Source organism: Pectobacterium actinidiae (genome assembly GCF_000803315.1).
Taxonomy (GTDB): Bacteria; Pseudomonadota; Gammaproteobacteria; order Enterobacterales; family Enterobacteriaceae; genus Pectobacterium; species Pectobacterium actinidiae.
This window is the reverse complement of record NZ_JRMH01000001.1, coordinates 3572437-3597764: the sequence shown is the minus strand read 5'-3', so window position 1 is coordinate 3597764 and position 25328 is coordinate 3572437. Positions and strand designations below refer to the sequence as shown.

Below are 25328 nucleotides of genomic sequence, written 5' to 3'. Positions count from 1 at the left end.
TTGATGTGCTATCGCAAAGGATAAATTCCTGGGGAGAACGCCAGAAATGTGAGCCTGTTCGCTAATCGCGATCGTCTAAGGCGTTGTTGGCGAGGCGTTATTGTCGGTGTGGGTATCACGGGCAGATATGATGCGTTAACCCACGAAAGGGTTAGAGCGACCAACGTTGAGGGTACACGCTAAAAACCTTCCAATAGCCTTAATTGGTTAAACGTTAATGGGCGGTAGAAAATGTATCCTTGAATGCCAATAGGATGATATGTAGTTAATCGATTCAAATCGGTCACTTTCTCGACGCCCTCACAGATGATATTGACACCAAGAGGAATGAGTTTATTCAATAGGACTTTTAGCTTTTGTGATTTTGTCTCTTCTTTACCGATGCCATCGATAATGGAACGATCAATTTTTATCGTATCGAAGTCAAACAAGCTCAGGCTGTCTATTTGTAGGTTTCCTGCGCCAAAATCATCGAGTGAAAGCATAAAACCATATTTTTTTGCCTGATTTAAAAAAGGTATCCCGTCTATTAGCTGTTGTCGGGTCGTTTTTTCACTGATCTCTATTTCTATATTCTGTGGGCTAACATTATGCATTAAACATTTTTGATATAACGTTTCCAGATAGAAAACGTTATTAAAAAGCAAATGAGAGAGATTGAATGATATTGTCATGCTTTTTTTGTTTTTTATTACCTGACAAACAACATCGAACATAAAATCGGTCACTTTATCGATGGCTTTACACTTCTCAATTTTATCTATGGTCTGCTGAGTCGATATTAATACGCCTTCCGAATTATAAAACCTGGCGAGGGCTTCATAGCGGAATATTTTATTTTTAGGGATATGGATAATAGGCTGAAATTCTGCTGTCAGCCTAAGGATTTCTCCATTGATATTCAATGTTGTTGTATTCATTTTACTGATTACTCATCCTCTCCATAGAAATAGCGATTCCCTAACATGGCTCGTCTGGATTCTACACAGCAATGTGAAATATTTGGAAATTGTTTTAAACGATCATTAATTCCAATTTGATAGCTTTTGGCTATTGAATAAAAACTAATGATCGTTTAAATCTATATTGATATTGGTGTTTAATCCTTCTTAAATTATTTTTTATGAATTTTAATATTGGTTTTTTAGGTTTTTACTGTGTTTATAATTTGTTTTGTTTGAATTTAAGTCGATTTTGTGTTTGTGAGAGGCAGTTGTGGCTTCATTGCATCCTTGTTAGGATGGATAACGCCGTTAAGATCGGCGTTTAGTAATGATATCGGGGTGATAAAAAGTCAGGAATTGAACCTGAGTGATATTTAACTCAGTAAGAATAGGCATTTTCTAAAGCGGTTAATCCCACGTAAGAATTCATTTTTCTTAAAAAGAGAAATCCTTTTTGGGTTTTTGGGTATATCACCATCGCGTTAATAGGTAGATATTATAGTGGAACATTTTTCTCCTCCGCCCGCTAAAGTGATTAGCGCATTGCTGCAACATACCTATGTGATGTCTATCTATGCCAAAGATATGTTATATGCATTGAAGGCAGATGTTGCAGAACTGAATCTGAATAAAAGCCGTATCGTGTTGGACGTGGAATATTCAGGCTCGGATATCGACAGATATCTTTCCGATGGTGGTTTGAATTTTGATCTGGAGGCGCTTAAAGGCACGGATAACATTGAGCGAGAAACCTACAGTCTTTGTAATATTCCCACCCAGTTATTCAAAACGGACAGTATGCTTTATCGTCTGGAGTGTCGCTTGCCAGAATCTGTTTTTGTCGCTGAAAACAGGGGGGCGATTCGTATTCCCTTTATTCTTGGCATGCAGGCTCGTGCTCGCATTGAAGTTTATCTACACACGCTGAATGTGCCCGGAACCCTACGTAATTTATCGACCGGTGGGTGTATGGTCGAAATCGATCTGGTTGAAAGTATTGCGATTGAAGTGGGTCAGGATATCCCCGGCATTACGCTTGAATTCCCTAACGGAGAAAGTTTTTATTCCGAGGGAAAAATTCGTCATATACGCCCCTTTGGGAATAATGGCTATGCGGCCGTCGGTATCCAATTTGTCAATTTGTCTTCATCCCAGTCTGAAGCCTTGCTTCATTACACAAATGAGTCGGAAAGAGAGGCTGCATACCGAACTGGCATGACTGGCAGCATGGTGTATTCGTCTCCGTTGTTCATTCCGGGTACTAAGGAGAAAAATCTGTTGCTGCGAGAAAGCCAGGAACGAGAGAAACGTACCCGCCAGACGCCAATGGAACGAGGGGTTATGGAGATTGCCCATCGGCTTCAGATTGGGCTGATGTACATCAAAACGCGTAATCAACTGCCCATTGAGATCTTTTATGACTGCGTCGATACCCTGATCTATATGGTGAAAAAAGAGAGAAAAGCCTTTCTGTATGCGCTGTCGTTCCTGCGTGATGAGGCGGACTGGGTCAGGCATGCGGTGCAGGTTGCAGGCAGATTGGCCGACATGCTGTTAATTTCCGATCCACACGATCCCCATGTGCGTGAGGCGGTGTTAGGTGCGTTACTCCACACAATGGGCAAGCCGCTGCTGGTCAACGCGCGTCTTCCGTCGCTCAAGGTTAATATGAATCCGGCGCAGAAAGCGATCCTGATCGGTCATGTGGAGGAACTGTGTGCGAAGTTACATGAGCTAGGTTGGGCGATGAGCCCCATCTGTCGTGATGTGATTGAGAATGCTAACGAGCGTTTGGACGGCAGCGGCTATCCGCAAGGCAAACGCGTCGAGCAATTATCGACGTTAGTCCGACTGGTCTCTGTGATTAAGGCGATTAATAAGCTAAGGCATGCGCGTAATGGTATTTCTCCCCGTACGCCATTGGCCGCTTATCGTAAAATCTATGAGGCTAACGCGGCCTATGATAAGTCTGTGTTGGTCAAATACGTGCAGATTTATGGCCTCTACCCCATAGGCAGTCTGGCGAAATATTCGGGAGGCTTCTTAGGATGGGTGATGGATATTGATAAACAGGGTAAGCCTATCGTGGTGCATCTCACCAAGAACCTGCGCTTTCCTGATACCAATATCAGCAGTGTCGTTTCTAATGGCGACTTGCAGCAGGTCGGTAAGCTCGAAAACATCGTCCATCCTGACGATTTCGGCATGAAGGTCCTGAAAATTTAGCGAGTACCTTGTTTGTAGCTGTCTCTTAGCCACATTTTTATGCTGCTGTTGGGGCCGTTTCGTGCGCGATAATGCCGTCATTTTCATGCTACCTTGTAGCACGCGCCCGACACGGGGCGCTCAGTCGCCGCCGCCCCGTGACCCCAGGCTTTCGGCGGGAATTATGCCGCTGGCGCGGTGCCTTCGTCGGTATCCGGCTTAACGGACCGCTTGCGACACGTTCCCGACGTGGCGCAAGCTTTCGCCGCGTCCTGCGGCTCATCCGAAGCCAGCTATCTCCTCAGCATAATTTTTTACGCCGGATAACGGCAAAATACGCAATGCCCTCTGTATTTACGTATTAGGGACTGGTTTATATGGGCTGTGTGACAGCCCCTTCTTCTGCATGAATTTCTGCCGATATCGCCATGAAACGCACGTGCTATCAGGCATAACACTTTAAGCAATAAGGACTATCAGAAAAACCATTTAGTCATTTTGGTTATTTAATATTTCCATCATTTCTTTAATTGTTAAGATGCAGATCGTTACCCTTATCCTCCACCCATCTTTTTATTGCATGTTTTTGTATTAGCGTCGTTGGCTAACAGCACAGGCACAAGGAAACAGAAATCACAATGACTACTCCGGTTTCCCCCACTTCATTGCTTCCGCTCAGTGTGGAGCAATTAACGCGTTTACAGGCGGCAACCGGTGATTTCTCATCGACGCAGCTAGCCTGGCTATCCGGCTATTTCTGGGGGCTGGTACAGCAGCCTGGGAACGTGCAGGCTGGTGCAACGATCGCTGCGGCGACCACCGCCTCTGCGGTAACGGTGCCAGTACAAACCATCACGCTGATTTCCGCCTCACAAACTGGCAATGCACGTCGAGTGGCGGAACAACTGCGTGACGATCTGCTGGCAGCCAAACTGTCTGTCAATCTGGTCAATGCGGGTGATTACAAATTCAAGCAAATCGGGCAGGAAAAACTGCTGCTGATCGTGGCCTCGACGCAAGGGGAAGGGGAGCCGCCGGAAGAAGCGGTTGCGCTGCATAAATTCCTGCTGTCCAAAAAAGCGCCGGAGCTGAAAGACACCGCGTTTGCCGTGTTTGGCCTGGGTGATACCTCTTACGAATTCTTCAGCAAGGCGGGTAAAGATTTTGATAGCCGTCTGGCTGAGCTCGGCGCTGAACGCCTGCTGGATCGCGTTGATGCCGATGTTGATTATCAGGGGCTTGCCGAACAATGGCGACGCCAACTGGTGGATATTTTACAGGCGCGGGTGCCGGTTCAAGGAACAGCGGTAGCACAGATTGCCGCTCAGGGCGCACTGGATGAAATTACCAGCAGCCCATACAGCAAATCCTCACCGCTGCATGCCACGTTTGCCGTCAATCAGAAAGTGACCGGGCGTAACTCTGAAAAGGATGTTCGCCATATCGAGATTGATCTGGGCGATTCTGGTTTGCGTTACCAGCCGGGAGATGCGCTGGGCGTGTGGTTCGATAACGATCCTGCGTTGGTGCAGGAATTGCTGGAACTGCTGTGGCTGAAAGGCGATGAGTCCGTCAGCGTTGACGGCAAGACGCTGCCATTATCGCAGGCGCTGAAAAGCCACTTTGAGCTGACGCAGAACACGGCGCCGATTGTCGAGAAATATGCGGCACTGTCGCGTAATGAAACACTGCTGTCGCTGCTGGCCGATAAGCCCGCGCTTCAGCAGTTCGCACAGCGCACACCGCTGGTTGATATGGTGCGACAAGCGCCGGCTGAACTGACGGCGGAGCAACTGCTGGGTCTGCTGCGTCCGCTCACGCCGCGTCTTTACTCTATTGCCTCCTCGCAGGCGGAAGTCGAAAGCGAAGTGCACATCACCGTTGGCGTGGTGCGTTACGAATACGAAGGCCGAGCGCGTGCCGGTGGCGCATCCAGCTATCTGGCCGACAGGCTGAGTGAAGACGACGAAATCCGTGTCTTCATCGAACATAACGATAACTTCCGTTTGCCTGCTAACTCAGACGCGCCGGTCATCATGATTGGGCCGGGTACCGGCATTGCGCCATTCCGCGCGTTTATGCAGCAGCGCGATGCCGACGGGGCCGAAGGGAAAAACTGGCTATTCTTTGGTAACCCGCACTTTACGGAAGATTTTCTGTATCAGGTTGAATGGCAGCGCTACGTCAAAGATGGCCTGCTGACCAACATCGATCTGGCCTGGTCGCGCGATCAGGCGCATAAAGTTTACGTGCAGGACAAACTGCGGGAAAAAGGCGCAGAAGTCTGGCGCTGGATTCAGGATGGCGCGCACCTGTACGTGTGCGGTGATGCTAACCGCATGGCGAAAGACGTCGAGCGGGCACTGCTGGATGTGATAGTTGAGCATGGCGGCATGGACAGTGAACAGGCCGATGAGTTTTTAAGCGATCTGCGCCTTGAGCGCCGTTATCAGCGAGATGTGTACTAATGAGTGAAAAATACGTTTTCAGTGAAAAACACCCCGGCCCCTTAGTGGTAGAAGGGAAACTCACTGATGCTGAGCGCATGAAGACAGAAAGTAACTTTCTGCGTGGCACCATTGCTGAAGACCTGAACGATGGTCTGACCGGCGGCTTCAGGGGCGATAACTTTCTGCTGATCCGTTTCCACGGTATGTATCAGCAGGATGACCGCGATATTCGCGCCGAACGTGCTGAGCAGAAACTGGAGCCGCGCCATGCGATGCTGCTGCGCTGTCGTTTGCCCGGCGGTGTGATGACGCCAGAGCAGTGGTTACGGATCGATAAATTTGCGACTGAAAATACGATCTATGGCAGCATTCGCATTACGAACCGCCAGACGTTTCAGTATCACGGTATTCTTAAATCGGACGTGAAACCGGTACACCAGATGCTGAATAGCATCGGGCTGGATGCGCTGGCGACGGCGAACGACATGAACCGTAACGTGCTGTGTACGTCTAACCCGATAGAATCCGAACTGCATCAGCAGGCGTATGAGTGGGCGAAAAAGATCTCTGAGCATCTGCTGCCGCGAACGCGTGCCTATGCTGAGATCTGGATGGATCAGGAGAAAGTGGCAACGACCGACGAAGAGCCGATTCTGGGCTCGACGTATCTGCCGCGTAAGTTCAAAACGACGGTCGTGATCCCGCCGCAGAATGATATCGATCTGCATGCGAACGATCTCAACTTCGTTGCGATTGCCGATAACGGTCGTCTGGTGGGCTTCAATGTGCTGGTGGGCGGTGGGCTCTCTATCGCGCACGGTGATAAAGAAACCTATCCGCGTACGGCCAGCGAGCTGGGCTACATTTCCATTGAGCATACGCTGGCTATCGCGGAAGCGGTGGTGACCACGCAGCGCGATTGGGGTAACCGCACCAACCGTAAAAACGCGAAAACCAAATACACGCTGGAGCGCGTAGGTGTAGACAACTTCAAGCAGGAAGTGGAAGCGCGTGCCGGTGTGAAATTTGAAGCGGTGCGCCCTTATGAATTCACCGGGCGTGGCGATCGCATCGGCTGGGTAAAAGGCATCGACAATAAATGGCATCTGACGCTGTTTATCGAAAATGGTCGTGTTCTGGATTATCCGGGTCGTCCGCTGAAAACCGGTCTGGCGGAAATTGCCAAGATCCACAAAGGGGATTTCCGGTTAACGGCGAACCAGAATTTGATCATCGCGGGTGTTCCTGCGCGTAGCAAAGCGAAGATTGATGCGCTGGCGCGTGAGCACGGCCTGATTGATGACAGCGTCAGCGAGCAGCGCAAGAATTCGATGGCCTGCGTGTCATTCCCGACCTGTCCGCTGGCAATGGCGGAAGCCGAGCGCTTCCTGCCGGAGTTCGTCACGAAAGTGGAAGACATTATGCAGCAGCACGGTGTAGGTGATGAACACATCGTTCTGCGCGTGACGGGCTGCCCGAACGGCTGTGGCCGTGCGATGCTGGCGGAAATCGGCCTGGTAGGCAAAGCGATGGGTCGTTATAACGTGCATCTTGGCGGGAATCGCGAGGGTACACGCATTCCCCGTATGTATCGCGAAAATATTAATGAAACCGAGATCCTTGCGGAAATCGATCGGCTTATCGGTCTGTGGGCGCAAGATCGCCAGCCGAATGAAGGCTTTGGTGATTTCGTGATTCGTACCAACATCATTAAACCGGTGCTGGATCCCGCGCGCGATTTTTATGACTGACAGGAGAGCCTGATGGCCGAATGTAATCTTGAGGCGCTCAACGCGTTACCGAAAGCGGAACAGGTCGCAGAATTAGCGACTGTGAACAGTCAGCTTGAAAAACTGTCTGCGCAGGAAAGAGTGAGCTGGGCGCTGGAGAATCTGCCGGGCGACTATGTTTTGTCGTCCAGCTTCGGCATTCAGGCTGCGGTATCGCTGCATCTGGTGACGCAACAGCGGCCGGATATTCCGGTTATCCTCACGGATACCGGTTATCTGTTTCCTGAAACTTACCAGTTTATTGATGCACTGACGGAACAGCTGACGCTGAATCTGCAAGTGTATCGCGCCGCTGAATCCCCGGCCTGGCAAGAGGCGCGCTACGGCAAACTGTGGGAGCAGGGCGTAGAAGGCATCGAACGCTACAACCTGCTGAATAAAGTCGAACCGATGAATCGGGCGCTGGACGAGTTAAAGGCGAAAACCTGGTTTGCTGGCTTGCGTCGTGAGCAGTCCGGTAGCCGGGGAGAATTGCCGGTGCTGGCGATTCAGCGCGGCGTCTTCAAATTCCTGCCGATTATCGACTGGGATAACCGGACGGTGTATCAATACCTGAAAGAGAATGGCCTGAGTTACCACCCACTGTGGGATCAGGGCTATTTGTCGGTCGGCGATACGCATACCACCCGCAAATGGGAACCGGGCATGAGCGAAGAGGAAACCCGCTTCTTCGGCCTGAAACGCGAATGCGGGCTGCACGAAGGGTAAAATAAAAACCGGGCGCTGCCCGGTTTAGGGGCTTAATGAGGTGTCTGTGCGCCCTGAATCGCGGTGAGTGCAATGGTATAGACGATATCGTCAACCAGTGCACCGCGTGAAAGGTCGTTCACCGGTTTGCGCATCCCTTGCAGCATCGGGCCGATAGAGATGAGGTCAGCGGAGCGCTGAACGGCTTTATAAGTGGTATTGCCCGTATTTAAATCTGGGAAAATAAAGACGGTTGCTTTCCCCGCCACCCGCGAATCCGGTGCCTTGGTACGGGCAACATCTACCATAATAGCGGCATCATATTGCAGTGGGCCATCAATGATCAGGTCTGGCCGTTTTGCCTGTGCCAGTCGTGTGGCTTCCCTCACTTTCTCGACATCGTAGCCAGAGCCAGAATTGCCCGTCGAATAGGATATCATCGCCACGCGTGGTTCAATGCCGAACAGCGCCGCTGAGTCTGCCGATTGAATCGCAATCTCGGCCAGTTGCTCCGCTGTCGGATCGGGATTGATCGCACAGTCGCCGTACACCAGTACCTGATCCGGTAGCAGCATAAAGAAGATTGAGGACACCAGAGAGCTTTCCGGTGCCGTTTTAATCAGCTGTAGCGGAGGACGTATCGTATTAGCGGTCGTGTGTACCGCGCCAGAGACCAGGCCATCGACCTCATCTTGTTCGAGCATCAGCGTGCCAAGTACGACATTATCCTCCAGCTGTTCGCGGGCGATGATGTCGGTCATTCCTTTGTTCTTTCGTAATGCAACCAGACGTGGCACATAGCGTTCTCTGACTACACGAGGATCGATAATCGTAATGCCATCACCGAGCGACACGCCTTGAGACGCGGCAATATGCAGAATATTTTCCGGCTCCCCTAATAAAATACAGTGTGCGATACCGCGTTCGGCACAGATGGCGGCCGCTTTGATCGTGCGTGGTTCATCCCCTTCGGGTAGCACAATACGCTTACCCGCACGACGTGCCAGCTCGGTTAGCTGATAACGAAATGCTGGCGGTGACAGACGGCGCGAACGCTCGGTGGCCGCACTCAGCGTGTCGATCCAGTCGGGATCGATGTAGCTGGCCATGTAGTCGCCTACACGCTCGATGCGCTCGTAATCATCAACGGGCACCGCGGGTTGATAGCTTTGCAAATCCAAAGAGGTTTGCCAGGTATTACTCTGTACCAGATAAACCGGCAGGCCTGTGGCAAATGCACGTTCACACAAGGTGTGGACACTGGAAGGGATATGTCCTCCCCCGGTCAGCAGGAGTGCACCGATTTCCACGCCGTTCATCGCGGCCAGACAGGCAGCAATAATGACTTCAGGACGATCGGCAGATGTCACCAGCAAGGCGCCGGGGCGGAAATACTGCAACATCGGTGGGACGCTGCGTGCGCAGAAGACGATCGATTTTATGCGGCGAGTCTGTCGATCGCCGGCGTGAATCGCGGTGGCGTGCAAATGGCTGACAATATCGCTGACTCGGGTGGAAATCAGATCGAAGTGCCAGGGGATTGCGCCGAGCAGAGGAAGTGTGCCGATCGTTTTGAGTCGTTTTAGATCCAGATTGACGACGTTGGCTTGTGTTGCATCGTCAAAAATTCGGGAAAGATCCGGTCGTGCGCGGCCTTGCTCATCAACTGGCGCATTGAGCTTGTTGACGATAGCGCCAATGATTGATGCTCCCTTATTCGTCCCGAGACTGTTGCGAGCTAGCTCAATGCGTGCTTTTAGTTCATCGGCGTTATCAGTACCCTGTGACAGAACCAGAATAACTTCCGCGTTCAGGGCATTGGCTATCTCTCTATTAAGCGATGTCGCGAAGGGATGTTTGCGCGTTGGTACCAGACCTTCAATCAGCACGACATCGGCATGATGGGTATTTTCATGATAACGGGCAACAAGTTCTTCAAGTAAAATATCCTTTTTCTGCTGTGACAACAGCGCTTCTGCGTGAGCGATTGTAAGAGGTTCTGCGACAGGAAGGCGGGAATGGGTTCGAACAATCGCCGTAGTCAGATCCGTGGTGTCGCTACTGTCGCGCGGCTGCGCGACAGGTTTGAAGAAGCTCAGGCGTACGCCCTTACGTTCCATTGCGCGAATAAGGCCGAGGCTGACGCTTGTCAGCCCCACGCCTGCGCCAGTAGGGATGAGCATAATGGTACGGGACATGTCTTATCCTTCTTATTTTCTCTGGCGATATCGACTCGTCATTCTTCACGCTGCCTGTGCGTAGTGGATCTCACCAACGTTCAGTCCTGGCGTGAATGATGGCGAGGAGGGTTACACGTGATGTAGCGCAGCCAGGCTGCTACTACGTAAATCAATCACCATCCGGCCTTTAATTTTTCCTCGCTCCATTTCTTCAAAGATAGCGTTGACGTCGCTCATCGGGCGTAGCGTCACTTTTGGGATGACTTTCCCTTCCTGAGCAAACTGGAATGCTTCCCGTAAATCCTGACGCGTTCCTACCAGTGAACCGATGACCTGAATGCCATCTAACACCAGACGCGGAATGTACAGATCCATACTTTCAGGGGGCAGGCCGATGGCAACGACTCGCGCGCCGGCTCGTACTGCATCAATGGCAGAATTAAACGCCGCACGCGCGACGGCGGTGACGACGGCAGCATGTGCGCCGCCCACGTTTTCCTGAATGATTTCTGCCGCGTTCTCTTTCGTGGGATTGATGACTAAATCGGCACCCATCTCTTTTGCAAAGGCCAGTTGAGCATCGTTGACATCCACCGCAATGACATTGGCGTTAAAGACATTCTTTGCGTATTGCAGTGCCAGATTCCCCAACCCGCCGAGCCCATAAATCACAATCCACTGTCCAGGTTTAATGGTGGAAACCTTTACGGCTTTGTAGGTTGTGACGCCCGCGCAGGTAATACTGCTGGCTGCCGCCGGATCCAGCCCATCGGGAACTTTGACCGCATAATCTGCGACGACAATGCATTCCTCTGCCATGCCGCCGTCTACGGTGTAACCCGCATTTTTGACGTCACGACAGAGTGTTTCATTACCGCCGACGCAGTACTCGCAATGCCCACACCCTTGATAGAACCAGGCGACGCTAGCACGATCGCCCGGTTTTAGTGAGGTAACGCCTGGCCCAATGGCTTTGACGATGCCAATCCCTTCATGGCCGAGAACGACCCCGGTCTTATCGCCATAATCACCATTCTTGACGTGAAGATCCGTATGACAGACGCCGCAGTATTCCATGACGAGCAGCGCTTCGCCGTGCCCAGGCTCGCGTAATGCTTTTTCAATAATTTCAGCTTTTCCACCTTTGGCGGCTACTACTGCTTTCATAACTGACTCCTGTTCGTTTTTAATGCGTAAATACGCTGACGGCGATACGTGCCGCGCGTTGGTGATGACTCAACATTCAGGCGAGTCTGGGTTGTGATGCCGGATGGGCTTCACAGGAAGACTCGTTACACGGGGAAAGATAAGTGGCTAGTGTTGTAAACGCCGTCGTAGCGTCAGTGACGGTTTCTCGTTAAAGAGTTTTTGATAATCTCTGGCGAACTGGCTCAGATGCCAGAATCCCCATTGCATCGCTGCATCCTGAACCGTGCGATGCGGCGATATCGGACTGATGAGTTCGCGACGAACCGCATTGAGACGGATGATTTTTAGCCACGCATTGGGGCCGATACCTACCACGCTGTGGAAGGCGTTCTGTAATGTGCGGCGGCTAACGTGTAACTGGCGACAGAGGTCGAGCACGGTGACCGGTTCTGATGTCTGGCTCAGCACATACTCCCGCACAAAAGAAATCAATTTGCGATGATGGTGAGCTTGCGCATGTTCAGAGGTGGGTTGAACGTTTTCCAAAAAAGAGATCAGCGTAGTCAGCAGGTTATGTTTCAGTACTTTTTCTGCATTACGTGTTTTCATCACGTGTGGGAAATGACAGCTATACCACAAAGCCTGACGGATAAATGAACACAGCGTGGTCTTTTTGTCGTGTTCCATTTGCAGCGTTGCGCCCTGGCTTAACCTCTGAGTCAGCCATTCTGGATCGTTGAGTGCGCCAACATACTGGTTGAGCACGTCATGAGAGATAACCACGCCCAAAATAGAAAACTCATCGGGGGTGCTTAATTCAAATTCTTTGCCGCCGGGGCTCACAGCAATGCTGTATTCATCCAGCGGTTGTGCATCAATAAACCCCATACTTTGCTGCGTAGAAGGGACGCCAAACCAGAATGAGCCGGGCCATACCATACAGGATTGGCGTAGTGCAAGGTTCGTGTATTCGTGACAAAGCTGAATACCGTCCAGCAATAATTCCTGAAGCTCACCACGGAAATGGCCGGGGGAAACCTGATCGTAAAGCTGTTGCCAGGCAGTAATGGTACAGGACTGGGTATAGGCATCCTGCGTGGAATACTGATGTATGTTCTGATTCTGCCCCTGAGACGGTAGTACGTTTTCTGGAGGGGTAATTCTGGCATCAAGCTGATGTAATGGAGTGAGGTTCTCGGTTCTCATGTGCATTTTCCTCCCAGAAAAAGCCTGACGTCAGATCGTGATACCCTGTGGTTTGCATCGCCACCGCCGTGATAACGCGCTCCTGCTTGTTATTCACGGCGATGGCTATATACCCGTCATACTTCAAGCTGCTTGTGCGTTGGCAATACTCGGCTCATCTCTGAGCCTCGCCCTGAGGGGCCGCCGCAAGCGGCGTTCAAATTGACTAAGCCAATTTGTCCTTACTCACCCCGGTCACTTACTGGTGTAAGCTCCCGGGGATTCGGTCGGTTGCCGCGTTACAAGGCCATAAATGGGCCTTGCCCTAAAGGGTCAACGCAGAGCGTTGTTCAAAACGCTAACGTTTTGTCACGCAACTCGAATTATTTAGGGTGTGGTACTGATAAAAATTAAACGATCCTGAACATATCTACCATGACACAGCGTCGAATTCGCACAAAAGTGCGAGCTGATGTCACGCCTTCACCTGTCGGCGTTGAAATGGTCATGGACGTACAACCTTCGCCTCCCAGCCCTAATCCTGCGATACAGGGGCCATTTTTCACAAAGATGCTAGTGTTGATCGCATTCGCCATCTTGTGCAGATTATTAATATTTGTCGAATGCATGGCTGCGGTATGACGACGCCCGCCTTCCAGATGGATGGCAAGTTCGATGGCTTCCTCCACATCCCGTACGCGAACAATCGGCAGAACCGGCATCATCATTTCGGTTACGGCAAACGGGTGATTGGCATCTGTTTCCGCCAGTAGCAAACGGGTGTGTTCGCTGACATTCAAGCCGATGGCTGCCGCAATTTTGGCGGCATCGCGTCCTACCCAGTCGCGGTGTGGACGCCCTCTTCCCTGTTCATCAATATCGGTGAGCAGCAATGACTGAAGTTGCTCGATTTGTTGACGAGTGAGTAATACCGCCTGGTGGTATTGCATTTCCGACAACAATTCATCGGCGACACTATTGACCACGATGGCCACTTTCTCATCGACACAGATAATATTGTTATCAAAAGAAGCGCCGCGAACAATATCACGCGCGGCGCGCTCGATATTTGCCGTCTCATCGACAACGACCGGCGGATTTCCCGCGCCGGCGGCAATCAGCCGTTTGTCCGTATGTTTACGGGCAGCCTCTACGACGGCTTCGCCCCCGGTAACCACCAGTAGGCTGATACCGGGATGCCGGAACAGCCGCTGTGCGGTTTCAATATTGGGATCGGCCACCGTCACTAACAGGTTTTCTGGTCCGCCTGCGGTAACAATCGCTTTATTCAACAGACTGATCGTGTAGAGCGATACTTTCTTTGCTGAAGGATGTGGGGCAAAAACGATGCTATTGCCTGCGGCAATCATACTGATCGCATTATTGATCACGGTGGCGGCTGGATTGGTTGACGGCGTGACGGATGCCACTACGCCCCACGGCGCATTTTCAATCAGCGTGAGACCGTTATCTCCGGTCACCACTTTCGCAGACAAACTCTCCGTCCCCGGTGTGCTGCGTGCTTGCGAGACATTTTTGGCATATTTATCTGCTACACGTCCCATACCCGTTTCTTCCACGGCCATTTCCGCCAGCACTTGTGCATAGCGTTCGCCAGCCTGACGGATAGCTGTAATAACGTTTTGCCGCACGATGACGTTATCCAACCGTTTTTGTGCCAGTGTCGCGGCAGAGACGGCGTCGTCCAAAGAGGCAAAGATCCCATATTGTGCATCAAAATCTGCGACAGGACGTGCCGGGGCATTTAGCTCAAGTGTTGATTGTTCCATACGCGCGATCCTCTTTTATTAATAAGCTAATCTGGCATGCAACGTGTCATGGCATGACCACAACAGATACGCGTTCATACCACGAGGAACCCTGATTCTTTCTGTTCAATTAACGCCTGAACGAATCGCGTGAACCTCTTCTCGTTAATGGTTGTTGGGCTGCCCGCGGGGCTGATGGCATGTTGCAATGAATCTGGAAAAGCAAATATCAAAAATCGGCAAACTGTCTGCAACTTTGACGTGCGTCATAAACTCTATTGAGGAAAGTGCGGTGTAGGGGAGGTGACCTGTGCTGGTAGATAAGTAGTCGGATTTTTTTTACTGTTATTCCATTACGGAACTTGTCATTCCAATTCGGCATTTCATAAGTGTTCTGTCCGCACCGTATAGTCGCATTATCTATTTTTTTGCTTAGTTAAGGCGACTGTGAACTATCTCCCTATATTTGCCGATCTTCGTCAGCGTCCGGTACTGGTTGTTGGCGGCGGCGAGGTTGCTACGCGCAAAATCGATCTGCTGCAACGCGCGGGTGCGGAGATAAAAATTGTCGCACAGGCTCTGGCTGAACCGTTGGCGGCGCAGCATCAGGCCGGGCAGGTTGAATGGCTGGCGCAATCTTTTACGCCAGAGCTGTTATCCGGTGTATTTCTGGTGATTGCCGCAACGGATGACGCCGAGCTGAATGCGGCGGTGTTTGAGGCGGCCAACCAGCGTCATTTGCTGGTGAACGTGGTGGACGATCAGCCAAAGTGCTCGTTTATTTTCCCCTCGATTGTCGATCGTTCTCCGCTGGTGGTGGCGATTTCCTCGGGTGGACAGGCACCCGTGCTGGCGCGATTGCTGCGTGAAAAGCTGGAATCATTGCTGCCTGCCAGTTTGGGTACGATGGCGGATATTGCCGGAAGCTGGCGCGACAGAATTAAAACCCGGCTGCATTCGATGCCGGCACGCCGTCGTTTTTGGGAGCGGCTGTTTGTCGGACGCTTCGCTTCGCTGGTGTCCGCTGGGCAGGTGGCGCAGGCCGAAGACGAATTGCAACAGCAGCTTATGCATCAGCAAGACGAACAGCAGCAGCCAGCGGCGACGCGTGGTGAAGTCGCGTTGGTTGGTGCCGGTCCCGGCGATGCGGGCTTGCTTACGCTGCGTGGATTGCAGGTGATGCAGCAGGCTGACGTGGTGCTGTATGACCATTTGGTTAGCGCCGAGGTATTGGATTTGGTGCGTCGCGATGCCGAACGCATCTGCGTCGGAAAACGCGCCAGTACGCATTCGTTGCCGCAGGATGAGATTAATCAGCTCTTGGTGAAGCTGGCACAGGAAGGGAAGCGGGTCGTGCGCCTGAAAGGTGGCGATCCTTTCATTTTTGGCCGCGGCGGCGAAGAGTTGCAAGCGGTAGCGCAGGCAGGGCTTACGTTTCAGGTGGTGCCCGGCGTAACAGCCGCAGCAGGCGTGACGGCGTATGCGGGGATCCCGTTAACGCACCGTGACTACGCGCAGAGCGTACTTTTTATTACCGGACACTGCCGCCCGGATGGTGACGCGTTGGATTGGTCGACGTTGGCGCGTGGACGTCAGACGCTGGCGATTTACATGGGAACGATGAAGGCCGCCGAGATTTCGCAGCAGCTGATCGCGCATGGCCGTTCATCGCAGACGCCTGTCGCCGTGATCAGCCGCGGCACCCGACACGATCAGCAGGTGCAAATTGGTACGCTGCATGAGTTAGAACATTTGGCACGGCAAGCGCCGACACCGGCGCTGCTGGTGATTGGCGAGGTGGTGGATTTGCACCATCAGATTGCCTGGTTTGGTCAGACAACGCCGACGGTGCCGCAAGACAGCCGCCCAGCGGTAGTAAACTTGGCTTAAGGAAAGGGTATGGACGAGAAACGACTCACGCATTTACGGCAGCTTGAAGCCGAAAGCATTCACATCATCCGCGAAGTGGCGGCCGAGTTCAGTAATCCGGTGATGATGTACTCCATCGGCAAAGACTCTTCGGTGATGCTGCATCTGGCGCGCAAGGCGTTCTACCCGGGATCGCTGCCTTTCCCGCTGCTGCACGTCGATACCGGCTGGAAATTTCGTGAAATGTACGAATTCCGCGACCGTACGGCAAAGGCCTACGGCTGTGAACTGCTGGTGCACCGCAATCCGCAGGGTGAAGCGCTGGGGATTAACCCCTTTGTACACGGCAGCGCCAAGCACACCGATATCATGAAAACGGAAGGGCTGAAGCAGGCGCTGGATAAATACGGTTTTGATGCCGCGTTTGGCGGGGCACGCCGCGACGAAGAGAAGTCGCGTGCCAAAGAGCGTATTTACTCCTTCCGCGACCGTTTCCACCGTTGGGATCCGAAGAACCAGCGCCCGGAGCTGTGGCATAACTACAACGGCCAGATTAATAAAGGCGAGAGCATCCGCGTTTTCCCGCTATCCAACTGGACCGAACTGGATATCTGGCAATACATCTATCTGGAAAACATCGATATTGTTCCGCTGTATCTGGCCGCCCCGCGTCCGGTGGTGGAACGCGATGGCATGCTGATGATGGTGGATGACGATCGCATCGATCTGCAACCGGGCGAAGTGATCGAACAACGCATGGTGCGATTCCGCACGCTGGGCTGCTGGCCGCTGACGGGGGCGGTAGCATCGGAGGCGCAGACGCTACCGGAAATCATCGAAGAGATGCTGGTTTCCACGACCAGTGAGCGTCAGGGAAGGGTAATTGACCGCGATCAGGCCGGTTCAATGGAGCTGAAAAAGCGTCAAGGGTATTTCTGAGGAATCGTCGAATGAGCCAAATTTCGTTAAAAGACACAGCAGCAGACAATGCGGCTGACAAAGATGCTGTCGTCATCAACAATGCGATTGCACAGCAGATCGCCGAGCAGGGCGGTGTGGAAGCGTATTTACACGCGCAGCAGGATAAAACGCTGCTGCGTTTCCTGACCTGCGGCAGCGTCGATGACGGAAAAAGTACGCTGATTGGCCGGTTGTTGCATGATACGCGCCAAATTTATGAAGATCAGCTCAGTACGCTGCACAATGACAGCAAGCGTATTGGAACGCAGGGCGAAAAGCTGGATCTGGCTCTGCTGGTCGATGGGCTTCAGGCCGAGCGTGAACAGGGCATCACCATTGACGTGGCTTACCGCTATTTTTCTACGGAAAAGCGCAAATTCATCATCGCCGATACGCCGGGACACGAGCAATACACCCGCAACATGGCGACCGGCGCATCAACCTGCGAGCTGGCGATTCTGCTGATTGACGCTCGCAAAGGCGTATTGGATCAAACCCGTCGTCACAGCTTTATTGCGACCCTGCTGGGGATTCGCGATCTGGTGGTGGCGGTGAACAAAATGGACTTAGTGGATTATCAGCAAACGGTGTTTGAGCAGTTTAAGCAGGATTATCTGGATTTTGCTCAACAATTACCTGCCGATCTGAATATCACCTTTGTGCCGATTTCCGCGCTGGATGGCGACAATGTTGCGACGCCGAGTACGACGATGGGCTGGTATACCGGGCCGACGCTGTTGGACGTGCTGGAAACGGTCAATGTGGCACAGCGCACGCTGGAACAGCCGATGCGCTTCCCGGTGCAATATGTGAACCGCCCGAATCTGGATTTCCGTGGCTACGCAGGAACGCTGGCATCCGGCATCATCCGCGTTGGGCAACGGGTTAAAGTGCTGCCGTCCGGCGTAGAATCCACCGTCAGCCGTATTGTGACCTTTGACGGTGATTTGCCGCAGGCGCAGGCGGGTGAAGCGATTACGCTGGTGCTGGCTGATGAAGTGGATATCAGCCGCGGTGATCTGCTGGTCGATAGCAGCGAATCGCTGAAAGCGGTACAACATGCGCTGGTGGATGTCGTCTGGATGGCGGAGCAGCCGCTGGTGCCGGGACAAAGCTACGACATCAAGATTGGCGGTAAGAAAACGCGTGCCCGGGTCGAGAATATTCAGTATCAGGTTGAGATCAATACGCTGACGCAGCGCGTAGCGGAGAACCTGCCGCTGAATGGTATCGGTTCGGTTGAGCTGATTTTTGATGAACCGCTGGTGTTGGACAACTATCAGAACAACGCGGTGACGGGCGGGATGATCTTCATCGATCGTCTGAGCAACGTCACGGTGGGCGCGGGTCTGGTGCGGGAACCTATCGAACAGGTGTATCAGGAGCCGGGTGCGCACAGCGCGTTTGAGCTGGAACTGAATGCGCTGGTGCGTCGCCACTTCCCACATTGGGGTGCTCGCGATCTGCTGGGAGGCAAATAACGTGTCTTTACGCGATGAGCCGACTGACGATAACGTCGTCTGGCATGCGCACGATGTTACCCGAGAGTCGCGCGAAGCTCTGCATGGTCATCAGGGCGTCGTTATCTGGTTTACCGGGTTGTCTGGATCCGGTAAATCCACGCTGGCGGGAGCGCTGGAACAGGCGCTACATCAGCGTGGCGTCAGCACCTATCTGCTGGATGGTGACAATGTGCGTCACGGTTTGTGCCGCGACTTAGGTTTCACCGACGACGATCGGCGCGAAAACATCCGTCGCGTGGGGGAAGTTGCTAAGCTGATGGTGGATGCGGGGCTGGTTGTCCTGACCGCGTTTATCTCGCCGCACCGCGCGGAGCGTAAAATGGTGCAGGATTTACTGGGCGAAGGGCAGTTCATCGAAGTCTTCGTGGATACCCCGTTAGCGACCTGTGAAGCGCGCGATCCCAAAGGATTGTATAAAAAAGCCCGTGCGGGAGAGCTGCGTAATTTCACAGGGATTGACTCGGCGTATGAAGCACCGGAAGCGCCGGATAGTCATCTGGATGGCGAACAATTAGTAACAAATTTGACAGACCAATTGTTAGATCTGCTTGGCAAGCGAGCTATTATCAAGCTCTGATATCCCGCTTTTTTCACCGCACCAGTGGGTGATAAGGGGACGAATGGGAAAGATTATGCAAAATGCCACGCAGTTAACGATTAGCAAGACTCGGCCAGCGCAACAAGAAGAAGATGACGGTGTCTCCTACCTGTTTATGGGGGCGGTCACGGGGTTCTCTTTTTATTGGTTGGCCTTTACTATCCCTTTTCTGGTATACGGCTCCAATACTACGTTTTTCTTCATGCTCTACACCTGGCCGTTTTTTCTGGCGCTGATGCCGTTTTCAGTGCTGGTTGGTGTCGGGTTTAGCTTTCTGCTGAGAGGCTATCTTTTTTATACGCTTTTTGCGACAGGGCTGACGGTGGTCTGCCTGTTCTGGTTGGTATTTTCTTTCCTGACGGGGTGGTAAAAGAAAAAAGGCTGCCAGCATAGAAGATGCTGACAGCCTATGGTTTACCGTATTTACAGTATTTTGCTCAAGAAAGCCTGCGTGCGCGGGTTACTTGGATGCGTAAAGATCGCCTCTGGCGTCCCCTGTTCCTGAATAATTCCCTGATCGATAAAGATCACTCTATCGGCCACTTCTCGGGCAAATGCCATTTCATGGGTCACGATGACCATCGTCATGCCTTCGTTCGCCAGTGTTTTCATGACGGCTAACACTTCACCAACCAGCTCTGGATCCAGCGCGGATGTTGGTTCATCAAACAGCATGATTGTTGGTTCCATCGCTAACGCGCGGGCAATCGCGACGCGCTGCTGTTGTCCACCGGACAGGCTGTTTGGCCAGGCATCGATTTTATCCAGCAGGCCGACCTTGCTGAGCAGCGCTTTAGCCCGCTCAACGGCCTGTGCGCGGGGTAGTTTTTTCACATCCATCGGCGCCATAATCACGTTTTCCAACACCGTCATGTGCGGAAATAGATTAAAACGCTGGAATACCATTCCTACGCTTTCACGTACGCGATTGATATTGGTTTTCTGATCGTGAATGGCAAAACCGTTGACCGTAATCTCGCCTGCTGAGAGTGTCTCCAGTGCGTTGATACAGCGCAGAAAGGTACTTTTTCCTGAACCGGATGGGCCAATCAGACAGAGCACTTCCTGAGGCGCAATGTCACAGGAAATACCGCGCAGGACGTGCGTATCGCCAAACTGTTTTTGCAGATTTTTAACGTGAATCACTTTTGCCAAGCCTCGTTTCCATGTGCCGCACCAGCAGTGAGAGCAGGAAAGTAATAACCCAGTAGACGATAGAGATCGTCAGGTAGGGTTCCCAGTATGTGGCGTAAGCCCCTGACACCGTGCGAGCGGCATAGGCGAGATCCGCCAACCCGATTGCCGAAGCCAGCGATGAATCTTTCACAATCGCGATAGCGTTGTTACCTAACGGCGGTAACATACGGCGAAAAGCCTGCGGCAGAATGACTTTTCGCATAGTGCGGCCATAGCTCATCCCGAGAGAGCGTGATGCTTCCATCTGGCCGCGGTCGATCGACTGAATGCCTGCGCGGAATATCTCAGAGACATAAGCACCCGCATTCAGCGTAATCGCCACGATGCAAGAGAGGAACGCGCCGTAATCTGAGCGCAGCGTACGGGCAAAATCGACCGACATTATATTGCTGGTTACCAGCAATCCATCACGCGGATTGATGAACAGCGGCACCAGCGCGAAGTGCACCACCATGATTTGCACAAACAGCGGCGTGCCCCGAAAGGCGCTAATGTAGATGCGCACAGGCCATTGAACGCCGTAGTGCAGGATATATTTCCACGGCCCGTGCGGCGCCTGGGCTAAGCGGCCTAATCCGAGCGTTAATCCCCAACAGGTGCCAAGAATGACACAGATAATGGTGCATTTGATGGTCATCCAGGTGCCTTCCATAAATAGCGGGGCATATTCCTGAATGATCTCCCAACGAAATCCCGTCAAGATCGTTTCCTTTTTTGAATAGGCTAACGTAATGATTCTTCTAAATTAAACCGGACAGGCTGGCTGTCCGGTTGATGCGACGTCTCGCGTGAGGCGATGGAGAGCTGGAGAGGTGCGCAGTGTCTTGCAGGCGTTATTCTGCGGGTAAGGTCGGAACGTTGTTATCAAACCAGGTTTGATAGATCTTGGCGTAGGTGCCATCAGCAACGATTTTTTTCAACCCTGAGTTAATCTTCGCACGCAGTTGATCGTTGCCTTTCGCGACGGCAATCCCGAAGTACTGGCGTTCGAATTTGGCGTCGGAAACCAGATTGAACTGTTTTTCAGGGTGAGTCTTAATGTAAAACTTCACCACGCCTACGTCGCCAACCGCTGCGCCCACGCCATCTTCATACAGTTCTTGTAACATTAATGGGGTGTTATCAAAGCGCTTAATCGATGTACTGTTTTTGCCTAATACGTCGGACACCACGATATCGGCGGTACTGGAGTTCACGACACCGACTTTGTGATCTTTCAGTGCAGCAATCGAGTCGATCGTCGAGCCTTTAGGCACCACAATGGACTGTTCGGCAGGGAAATAAGGCGCGGAGAAATCGACCATTTGCTTACGTTTGTCGGTAATCGTGATACCGGAAATGATAATGTCGCGGTCGCCGGCGTTAAGGGTCGCGAAGATCCCTTCCCACGGCGTATTGATCAGCTTGATATTAAAATTTTCCGCCTTGGCGATGGCTTTAATGATATCAATATCAAAGCCTTCCAGCTCTTTCTGTGCATTTTCAAACTCAAAAGGGCGATAGGTTCCGCCAGAGCCAACAACGTAAGTGGGTTCTGCGGCGAAGGTGCTGCTACTTAATGCGGTGGCGAAGAGCGCGCCAACGAATAACAGTTTTTTGAACATGGTTTTCTCCTAGTTTAAATGTAACATTTTCTTTTTTTTATGCACTTTGTATGCATAAAAATACACAGATAGCATTAATGGTTCAACTGACGTTTTTCCTATGAGCGCTTTTAGCTATGCGGATGCTGCGCTCTTGCGTCTTCTGATGAATAGAAAGCACGAGAAGGTGAATGGATGAAATGCGTGTGGCATGGGCATGCGTTTGGCGCGCTTTTCTGCCTGAAATATCCCCATTTGGGCTCGCGTCAGGGTGAATATTGCCTCCCACTGCTGGACACAGTGGAGTCGAAACAAAAGTTATGGGATGATTAGGCGGTTTTTCAGGGGGCGGGATGGGAAAGCTTACGCTGTTATTATTGATATTGCTTGGCTGGCTTCAGTATTCACTGTGGCTGGGCAAGAATGGCATTCATGATTATGTTCGGGTGAAAGATGATGTTGTTGTCCAACAGGGGAACAATGCCAAATTAAAAGACCGTAACGAACAACTGTTTGCTGAAATTGATGACCTCAATGGCGGACAGGAAGCGATTGAAGAGCGCGCACGCAATGAACTGGGTATGATCAAACCCGGTGAAAGCTTCTATCGTCTGGTGCCAGAATCGAGCCACCGTAACGCGAATACGACGTCATCTAACAACGCTTCATCCAACAATACACAACGTTGACGCATGCAGACACCACGCCTTTCCCCGCCTGAAATTGTTGCTGTTTTGCCCGCTGCGGGTAACGGCAGCCGGATGCAAAACGATCGTCCTAAGCAGTATCTGACGATTGGCAATGATGCGACCGGCCATAAAACCATTCTCGAACATACCATCGATGCGCTTTTACGCCATTCACGCGTACAGCGTGTCGTCGTCGTTATCAGTCCAGATGACGCATTCTTTCATACTCTGGCGATTGCCAACGATCCCCGTATTTGTTCTGTGACGGGCGGGCAGCAGCGTGCGGATTCCGTACTGGCAGGGCTCGCTGCCGTTGCCGATAGCGCGTGGGCGTTGGTGCATGACGCAGCGCGTCCGTGTCTGCATCAGGACGATTTGACGCGCCTGCTGGCGGTTGCTGAACAGAGTGACATTGGTGGAATTCTGGCCGCCCCGGTTCGTGATACCATGAAGCGCGGCACGGACGGGTTTATCGATCGCACGGTAGAACGTAACGATTTGTGGCATGCGCTGACGCCGCAGCTTTTTCCTGCGGCGTTGTTGAAACAGTGTCTGCAACGGGCGCTTGAGGATGGCATTGCCGTCACAGATGAAGCCTCCGCACTGGAATATTGTGGCTACCGCCCGCACATTATCAGCGGACGTTCGGATAATATCAAAGTCACGCGTCCAGAGGATTTGGCATTAGCCGAATTCTATTTAACCAGTTTGCAGTAACCCCATTTTATTCGCTAAATTTATTCGTTAAATACAGATAAGGAGAACGCGCGATGCGTATCGGTCACGGTTTTGATGTCCATAAGTTCGGTGGAGAAGGTCCGCTGGTGATCGGTGGCGTGCGAATTCCTTATACTCAAGGCTTGCTGGCGCATTCCGATGGGGATGTGGTGCTGCATGCGGTGACCGATGCACTTTTAGGCGCTGCCGCGCTGGGCGACATTGGTAAGCTGTTCCCTGATACCGACCCAGCCTTTAAAGGCGCGGACAGCCGTGGTCTGTTGCGCGAAGCCTGGCGTCGTATCAATGAAAAAGGCTACCAGTTAGGCAATCTGGATGTCACGATTATTGCGCAGGCACCGAAAATGGCACCGCACATCCCACAAATGCGTGTGAATCTGGCAGAAGATTTGCTGTGTCATATGGACGACGTCAATGTGAAAGCCACCACGACAGAACAACTGGGCTTTACGGGTCGCGGCGAAGGTATTGCCTGCGAAGCCGTTGCCTTGCTGGTGAAAAAAGAAACGGGCGAAATTGTCGCGTGGTAAGCCGTTGCTTTATCGACAATACTTTATTAAGAATAGAAAGTTAACAGTATAAAAAACAATGTCATGATCGTGCTTCGCTCGATTATGCACTTTGTAGGATAACGATGGAAAATAGCGAACAACTCGTCTGGTTGCATGGTGAGCCACAGGCTACCGGCTCATTGAAATCCACTGCGGAAGACTTTCTGGTGGTGGAAGATCTGGGATTTCAGCCGGATGGTGACGGTGAACAGGTGTTGGTGCGCATACGCAAGCGCGGTTGCAATACGCAATTTGTCGCCGAGATGCTGGCGAAATTTGTTCGCCTACCGTTGCGTGCCGTCAGCTATGCGGGCTTGAAAGATCGTCATGCCGTCACTGAACAGTGGTTCTGTCTGCACATGCCGGGAAAAGAGACGCCCGATTTCTCCTCGCTGGAATTGGAAGGCTGCGATGTGCTTGAGGTGACTCGCCATCGTCGCAAGCTGCGGATTGGTACGTTGAAGGGTAACCATTTTACTCTGGTGCTGCGTCAGATCAGCGACCGAAACGAGGTCGACGCTCGTTTGGCGCTGATTGCCGCGAAAGGCGCGCCCAATTATTTCGGTAGCCAGCGTTTCGGACGCAACGGCAATAACCTTGAACAGGCTCGTCTTTGGGCTAATAACGAGATTCGGGTAAAAGAACGCAGTAAGCGGAGTTTTTATCTTTCTGCCAGCCGCAGTGCGATGTTTAATCAAGTTGCCAGCGCTCGAATCGCGGGGCAGCAGGCGAAAACCGTCTTGTGTGGTGATGCATTGCAGCTAACAGGGCGCGGCAGCTGGTTTGTTGCCAAACCTGACGAATTGGATGCTTTACAGACGCGCCTTAATGCTGGTGAACTTCAGATTACCGCACCGCTACCTGGAGAGGGTGAGCTGGGCACGCAGGATGACGCGCAGCTATTTGAAAAGCAGGCTTTGGTCGGACAAGACGTGCTGTGGTCTTTGGTCAAGCGTGAGCGGGTTGAACCTGCCCGGCGTGCGGTACTGCTGTATCCGCAACAGATGCACTGGGAATGGCAGGATGATGCAACCGTGGAAGTGACATTCTGGCTGCCTGCGGGCAGTTTTGCGACCAGCGTAGTGCGTGAATTGCTGCATTCACAGCAGGATACCGATCTCGGTGCCTGATGTGCTGCGATACGTTTTTGCAGAAAATAGTTGAAAAGAATAATGCTGGCAACCGTGCGATAGCGGCGGCTGGCTCACCCCTGTGCGGGAAAATTGCTGTATTGGTGACGAGGTTAACCAGAGCTGAGGTC

General features: G+C 52.1%; 21 protein-coding genes. 13 read left to right on the top strand and 8 right to left on the bottom strand.

The features are described from left to right. Positions 1-179 precede the first annotated feature (179 nt). A complete protein-coding gene (locus KKH3_RS15540) occupies positions 180-920 on the bottom strand; it encodes an EAL domain-containing protein (protein WP_039361231.1) in 741 nt (246 codons plus the stop codon). A 525-nt stretch (positions 921-1445) separates the two neighbouring features. On the opposite strand from KKH3_RS15540, the gene KKH3_RS15535 reads away from it, so the two are divergent. From KKH3_RS15535 to cysH, 4 genes are all read left to right on the top strand, one after another. Continuing rightward, positions 1446-3170 (top strand): PilZ domain-containing protein, encoded by a 1725-nt coding sequence (locus KKH3_RS15535; RefSeq protein WP_039361229.1) that lies wholly within the window; start codon positions 1446-1448, stop codon positions 3168-3170. Positions 3171-3787: 617 nt separating this feature from the next. Continuing rightward, positions 3788-5617 carry an NADPH-dependent assimilatory sulfite reductase flavoprotein subunit gene (cysJ, locus tag KKH3_RS15530; protein ID WP_039361226.1) on the top strand — a complete coding sequence of 610 codons (1830 nt, stop codon included), beginning with the start codon at positions 3788-3790 and terminating at the stop codon, positions 5615-5617. Beyond that, entirely contained in the window at positions 5617-7350 is a 1734-nt protein-coding gene (gene cysI, locus KKH3_RS15525) for an assimilatory sulfite reductase (NADPH) hemoprotein subunit (RefSeq protein ID WP_039361224.1), read from the top strand. Before cysJ ends, cysI begins: the two co-directional genes overlap by 1 nt. Before the next feature lie 12 nt (positions 7351-7362). Then, the gene (gene cysH, locus KKH3_RS15520; RefSeq protein WP_039361222.1) at positions 7363-8097 is read left to right on the top strand and encodes a phosphoadenosine phosphosulfate reductase; all 735 of its coding nucleotides are present in this window, start codon (positions 7363-7365) and stop codon (positions 8095-8097) included. A 32-nt stretch (positions 8098-8129) separates the two neighbouring features. Here the strand turns inward: cysH and pta are convergent, their stop codons facing one another. The 4 genes from pta to KKH3_RS15500 form a co-directional block, all read right to left on the bottom strand. Then, positions 8130-10274, bottom strand: coding sequence for a phosphate acetyltransferase (gene pta / locus KKH3_RS15515; protein ID WP_039361221.1), 2145 nt, complete (start codon positions 10272-10274; stop codon positions 8130-8132). A 111-nt stretch (positions 10275-10385) separates the two neighbouring features. Next, positions 10386-11423, bottom strand: a complete 1038-nt coding sequence (gene adhP, locus KKH3_RS15510; RefSeq protein WP_039361218.1) for an alcohol dehydrogenase AdhP — start codon at positions 11421-11423, stop codon at positions 10386-10388. 147 nt (positions 11424-11570) lie between these two features. After that, complete coding sequence (eutR, locus tag KKH3_RS15505) at positions 11571-12611, bottom strand: HTH-type transcriptional regulator EutR (protein WP_039361217.1); 1041 nt, start codon at positions 12609-12611, stop codon at positions 11571-11573. A 389-nt stretch (positions 12612-13000) separates the two neighbouring features. Continuing rightward, positions 13001-14380 (bottom strand): aldehyde dehydrogenase family protein, encoded by a 1380-nt coding sequence (locus KKH3_RS15500; protein WP_039361215.1) that lies wholly within the window; start codon positions 14378-14380, stop codon positions 13001-13003. A 426-nt stretch (positions 14381-14806) separates the two neighbouring features. Here KKH3_RS15500 and cysG point away from each other — a divergent pair, with 426 nt between their 5' ends. The 5 genes from cysG to KKH3_RS15475 all read left to right on the top strand — a co-directional run bounded on the left by cysG (position 14807) and on the right by KKH3_RS15475 (position 19679). Beyond that, positions 14807-16249 carry a siroheme synthase CysG gene (gene cysG, locus KKH3_RS15495; protein WP_039361213.1) on the top strand — a complete coding sequence of 481 codons (1443 nt, stop codon included), beginning with the start codon at positions 14807-14809 and terminating at the stop codon, positions 16247-16249. A 9-nt stretch (positions 16250-16258) separates the two neighbouring features. Beyond that, positions 16259-17167 carry a sulfate adenylyltransferase subunit CysD gene (gene cysD, locus KKH3_RS15490; RefSeq protein ID WP_039361211.1) on the top strand — a complete coding sequence of 303 codons (909 nt, stop codon included), beginning with the start codon at positions 16259-16261 and terminating at the stop codon, positions 17165-17167. 74 nt (positions 17168-17241) lie between these two features. Further along, positions 17242-18669, top strand: coding sequence for a sulfate adenylyltransferase subunit CysN (cysN, locus tag KKH3_RS15485; RefSeq protein ID WP_039362508.1), 1428 nt, complete (start codon positions 17242-17244; stop codon positions 18667-18669). Continuing rightward, positions 18608-19288: an adenylyl-sulfate kinase gene (gene cysC / locus KKH3_RS15480; RefSeq protein ID WP_234991517.1), complete on the top strand. Its 681-nt coding sequence runs from the start codon at positions 18608-18610 to the stop codon at positions 19286-19288. Before cysN ends, cysC begins: the two co-directional genes overlap by 62 nt. Before the next feature lie 55 nt (positions 19289-19343). Further along, the gene (locus tag KKH3_RS15475; protein ID WP_029368162.1) at positions 19344-19679 is read left to right on the top strand and encodes a DUF3561 family protein; all 336 of its coding nucleotides are present in this window, start codon (positions 19344-19346) and stop codon (positions 19677-19679) included. A gap of 53 nt (positions 19680-19732) precedes the next feature. Here KKH3_RS15475 and KKH3_RS15470 read toward each other — a convergent pair whose 3' ends face one another. From KKH3_RS15470 to KKH3_RS15460, 3 genes are all read right to left on the bottom strand, one after another. Continuing rightward, entirely contained in the window at positions 19733-20455 is a 723-nt protein-coding gene (locus KKH3_RS15470) for an amino acid ABC transporter ATP-binding protein (protein WP_039362505.1), read from the bottom strand. Continuing rightward, a complete protein-coding gene (locus KKH3_RS15465; protein ID WP_039361207.1) occupies positions 20442-21206 on the bottom strand; it encodes an amino acid ABC transporter permease in 765 nt (254 codons plus the stop codon). Before KKH3_RS15465 ends, KKH3_RS15470 begins: the two co-directional genes overlap by 14 nt. A 133-nt stretch (positions 21207-21339) precedes the next feature. Then, entirely contained in the window at positions 21340-22110 is a 771-nt protein-coding gene (locus tag KKH3_RS15460; RefSeq protein ID WP_039361205.1) for a basic amino acid ABC transporter substrate-binding protein, read from the bottom strand. Between the two features lie 332 nt (positions 22111-22442). On the opposite strand from KKH3_RS15460, the gene ftsB reads away from it, so the two are divergent. From ftsB to truD, 4 genes are all read left to right on the top strand, one after another. Beyond that, positions 22443-22778 (top strand): cell division protein FtsB, encoded by a 336-nt coding sequence (gene ftsB / locus KKH3_RS15455; protein ID WP_039361203.1) that lies wholly within the window; start codon positions 22443-22445, stop codon positions 22776-22778. Positions 22779-22781: 3 nt separating this feature from the next. Then, positions 22782-23495 carry a 2-C-methyl-D-erythritol 4-phosphate cytidylyltransferase gene (ispD, locus tag KKH3_RS15450; protein WP_039361201.1) on the top strand — a complete coding sequence of 238 codons (714 nt, stop codon included), beginning with the start codon at positions 22782-22784 and terminating at the stop codon, positions 23493-23495. 53 nt (positions 23496-23548) lie between these two features. Then, positions 23549-24046: a 2-C-methyl-D-erythritol 2,4-cyclodiphosphate synthase gene (ispF, locus tag KKH3_RS15445; RefSeq protein ID WP_039361198.1), complete on the top strand. Its 498-nt coding sequence runs from the start codon at positions 23549-23551 to the stop codon at positions 24044-24046. A 104-nt stretch (positions 24047-24150) separates the two neighbouring features. After that, positions 24151-25197, top strand: coding sequence for a tRNA pseudouridine(13) synthase TruD (gene truD, locus KKH3_RS15440; RefSeq protein WP_039361195.1), 1047 nt, complete (start codon positions 24151-24153; stop codon positions 25195-25197). Positions 25198-25328: the final 131 nt, after the last annotated feature.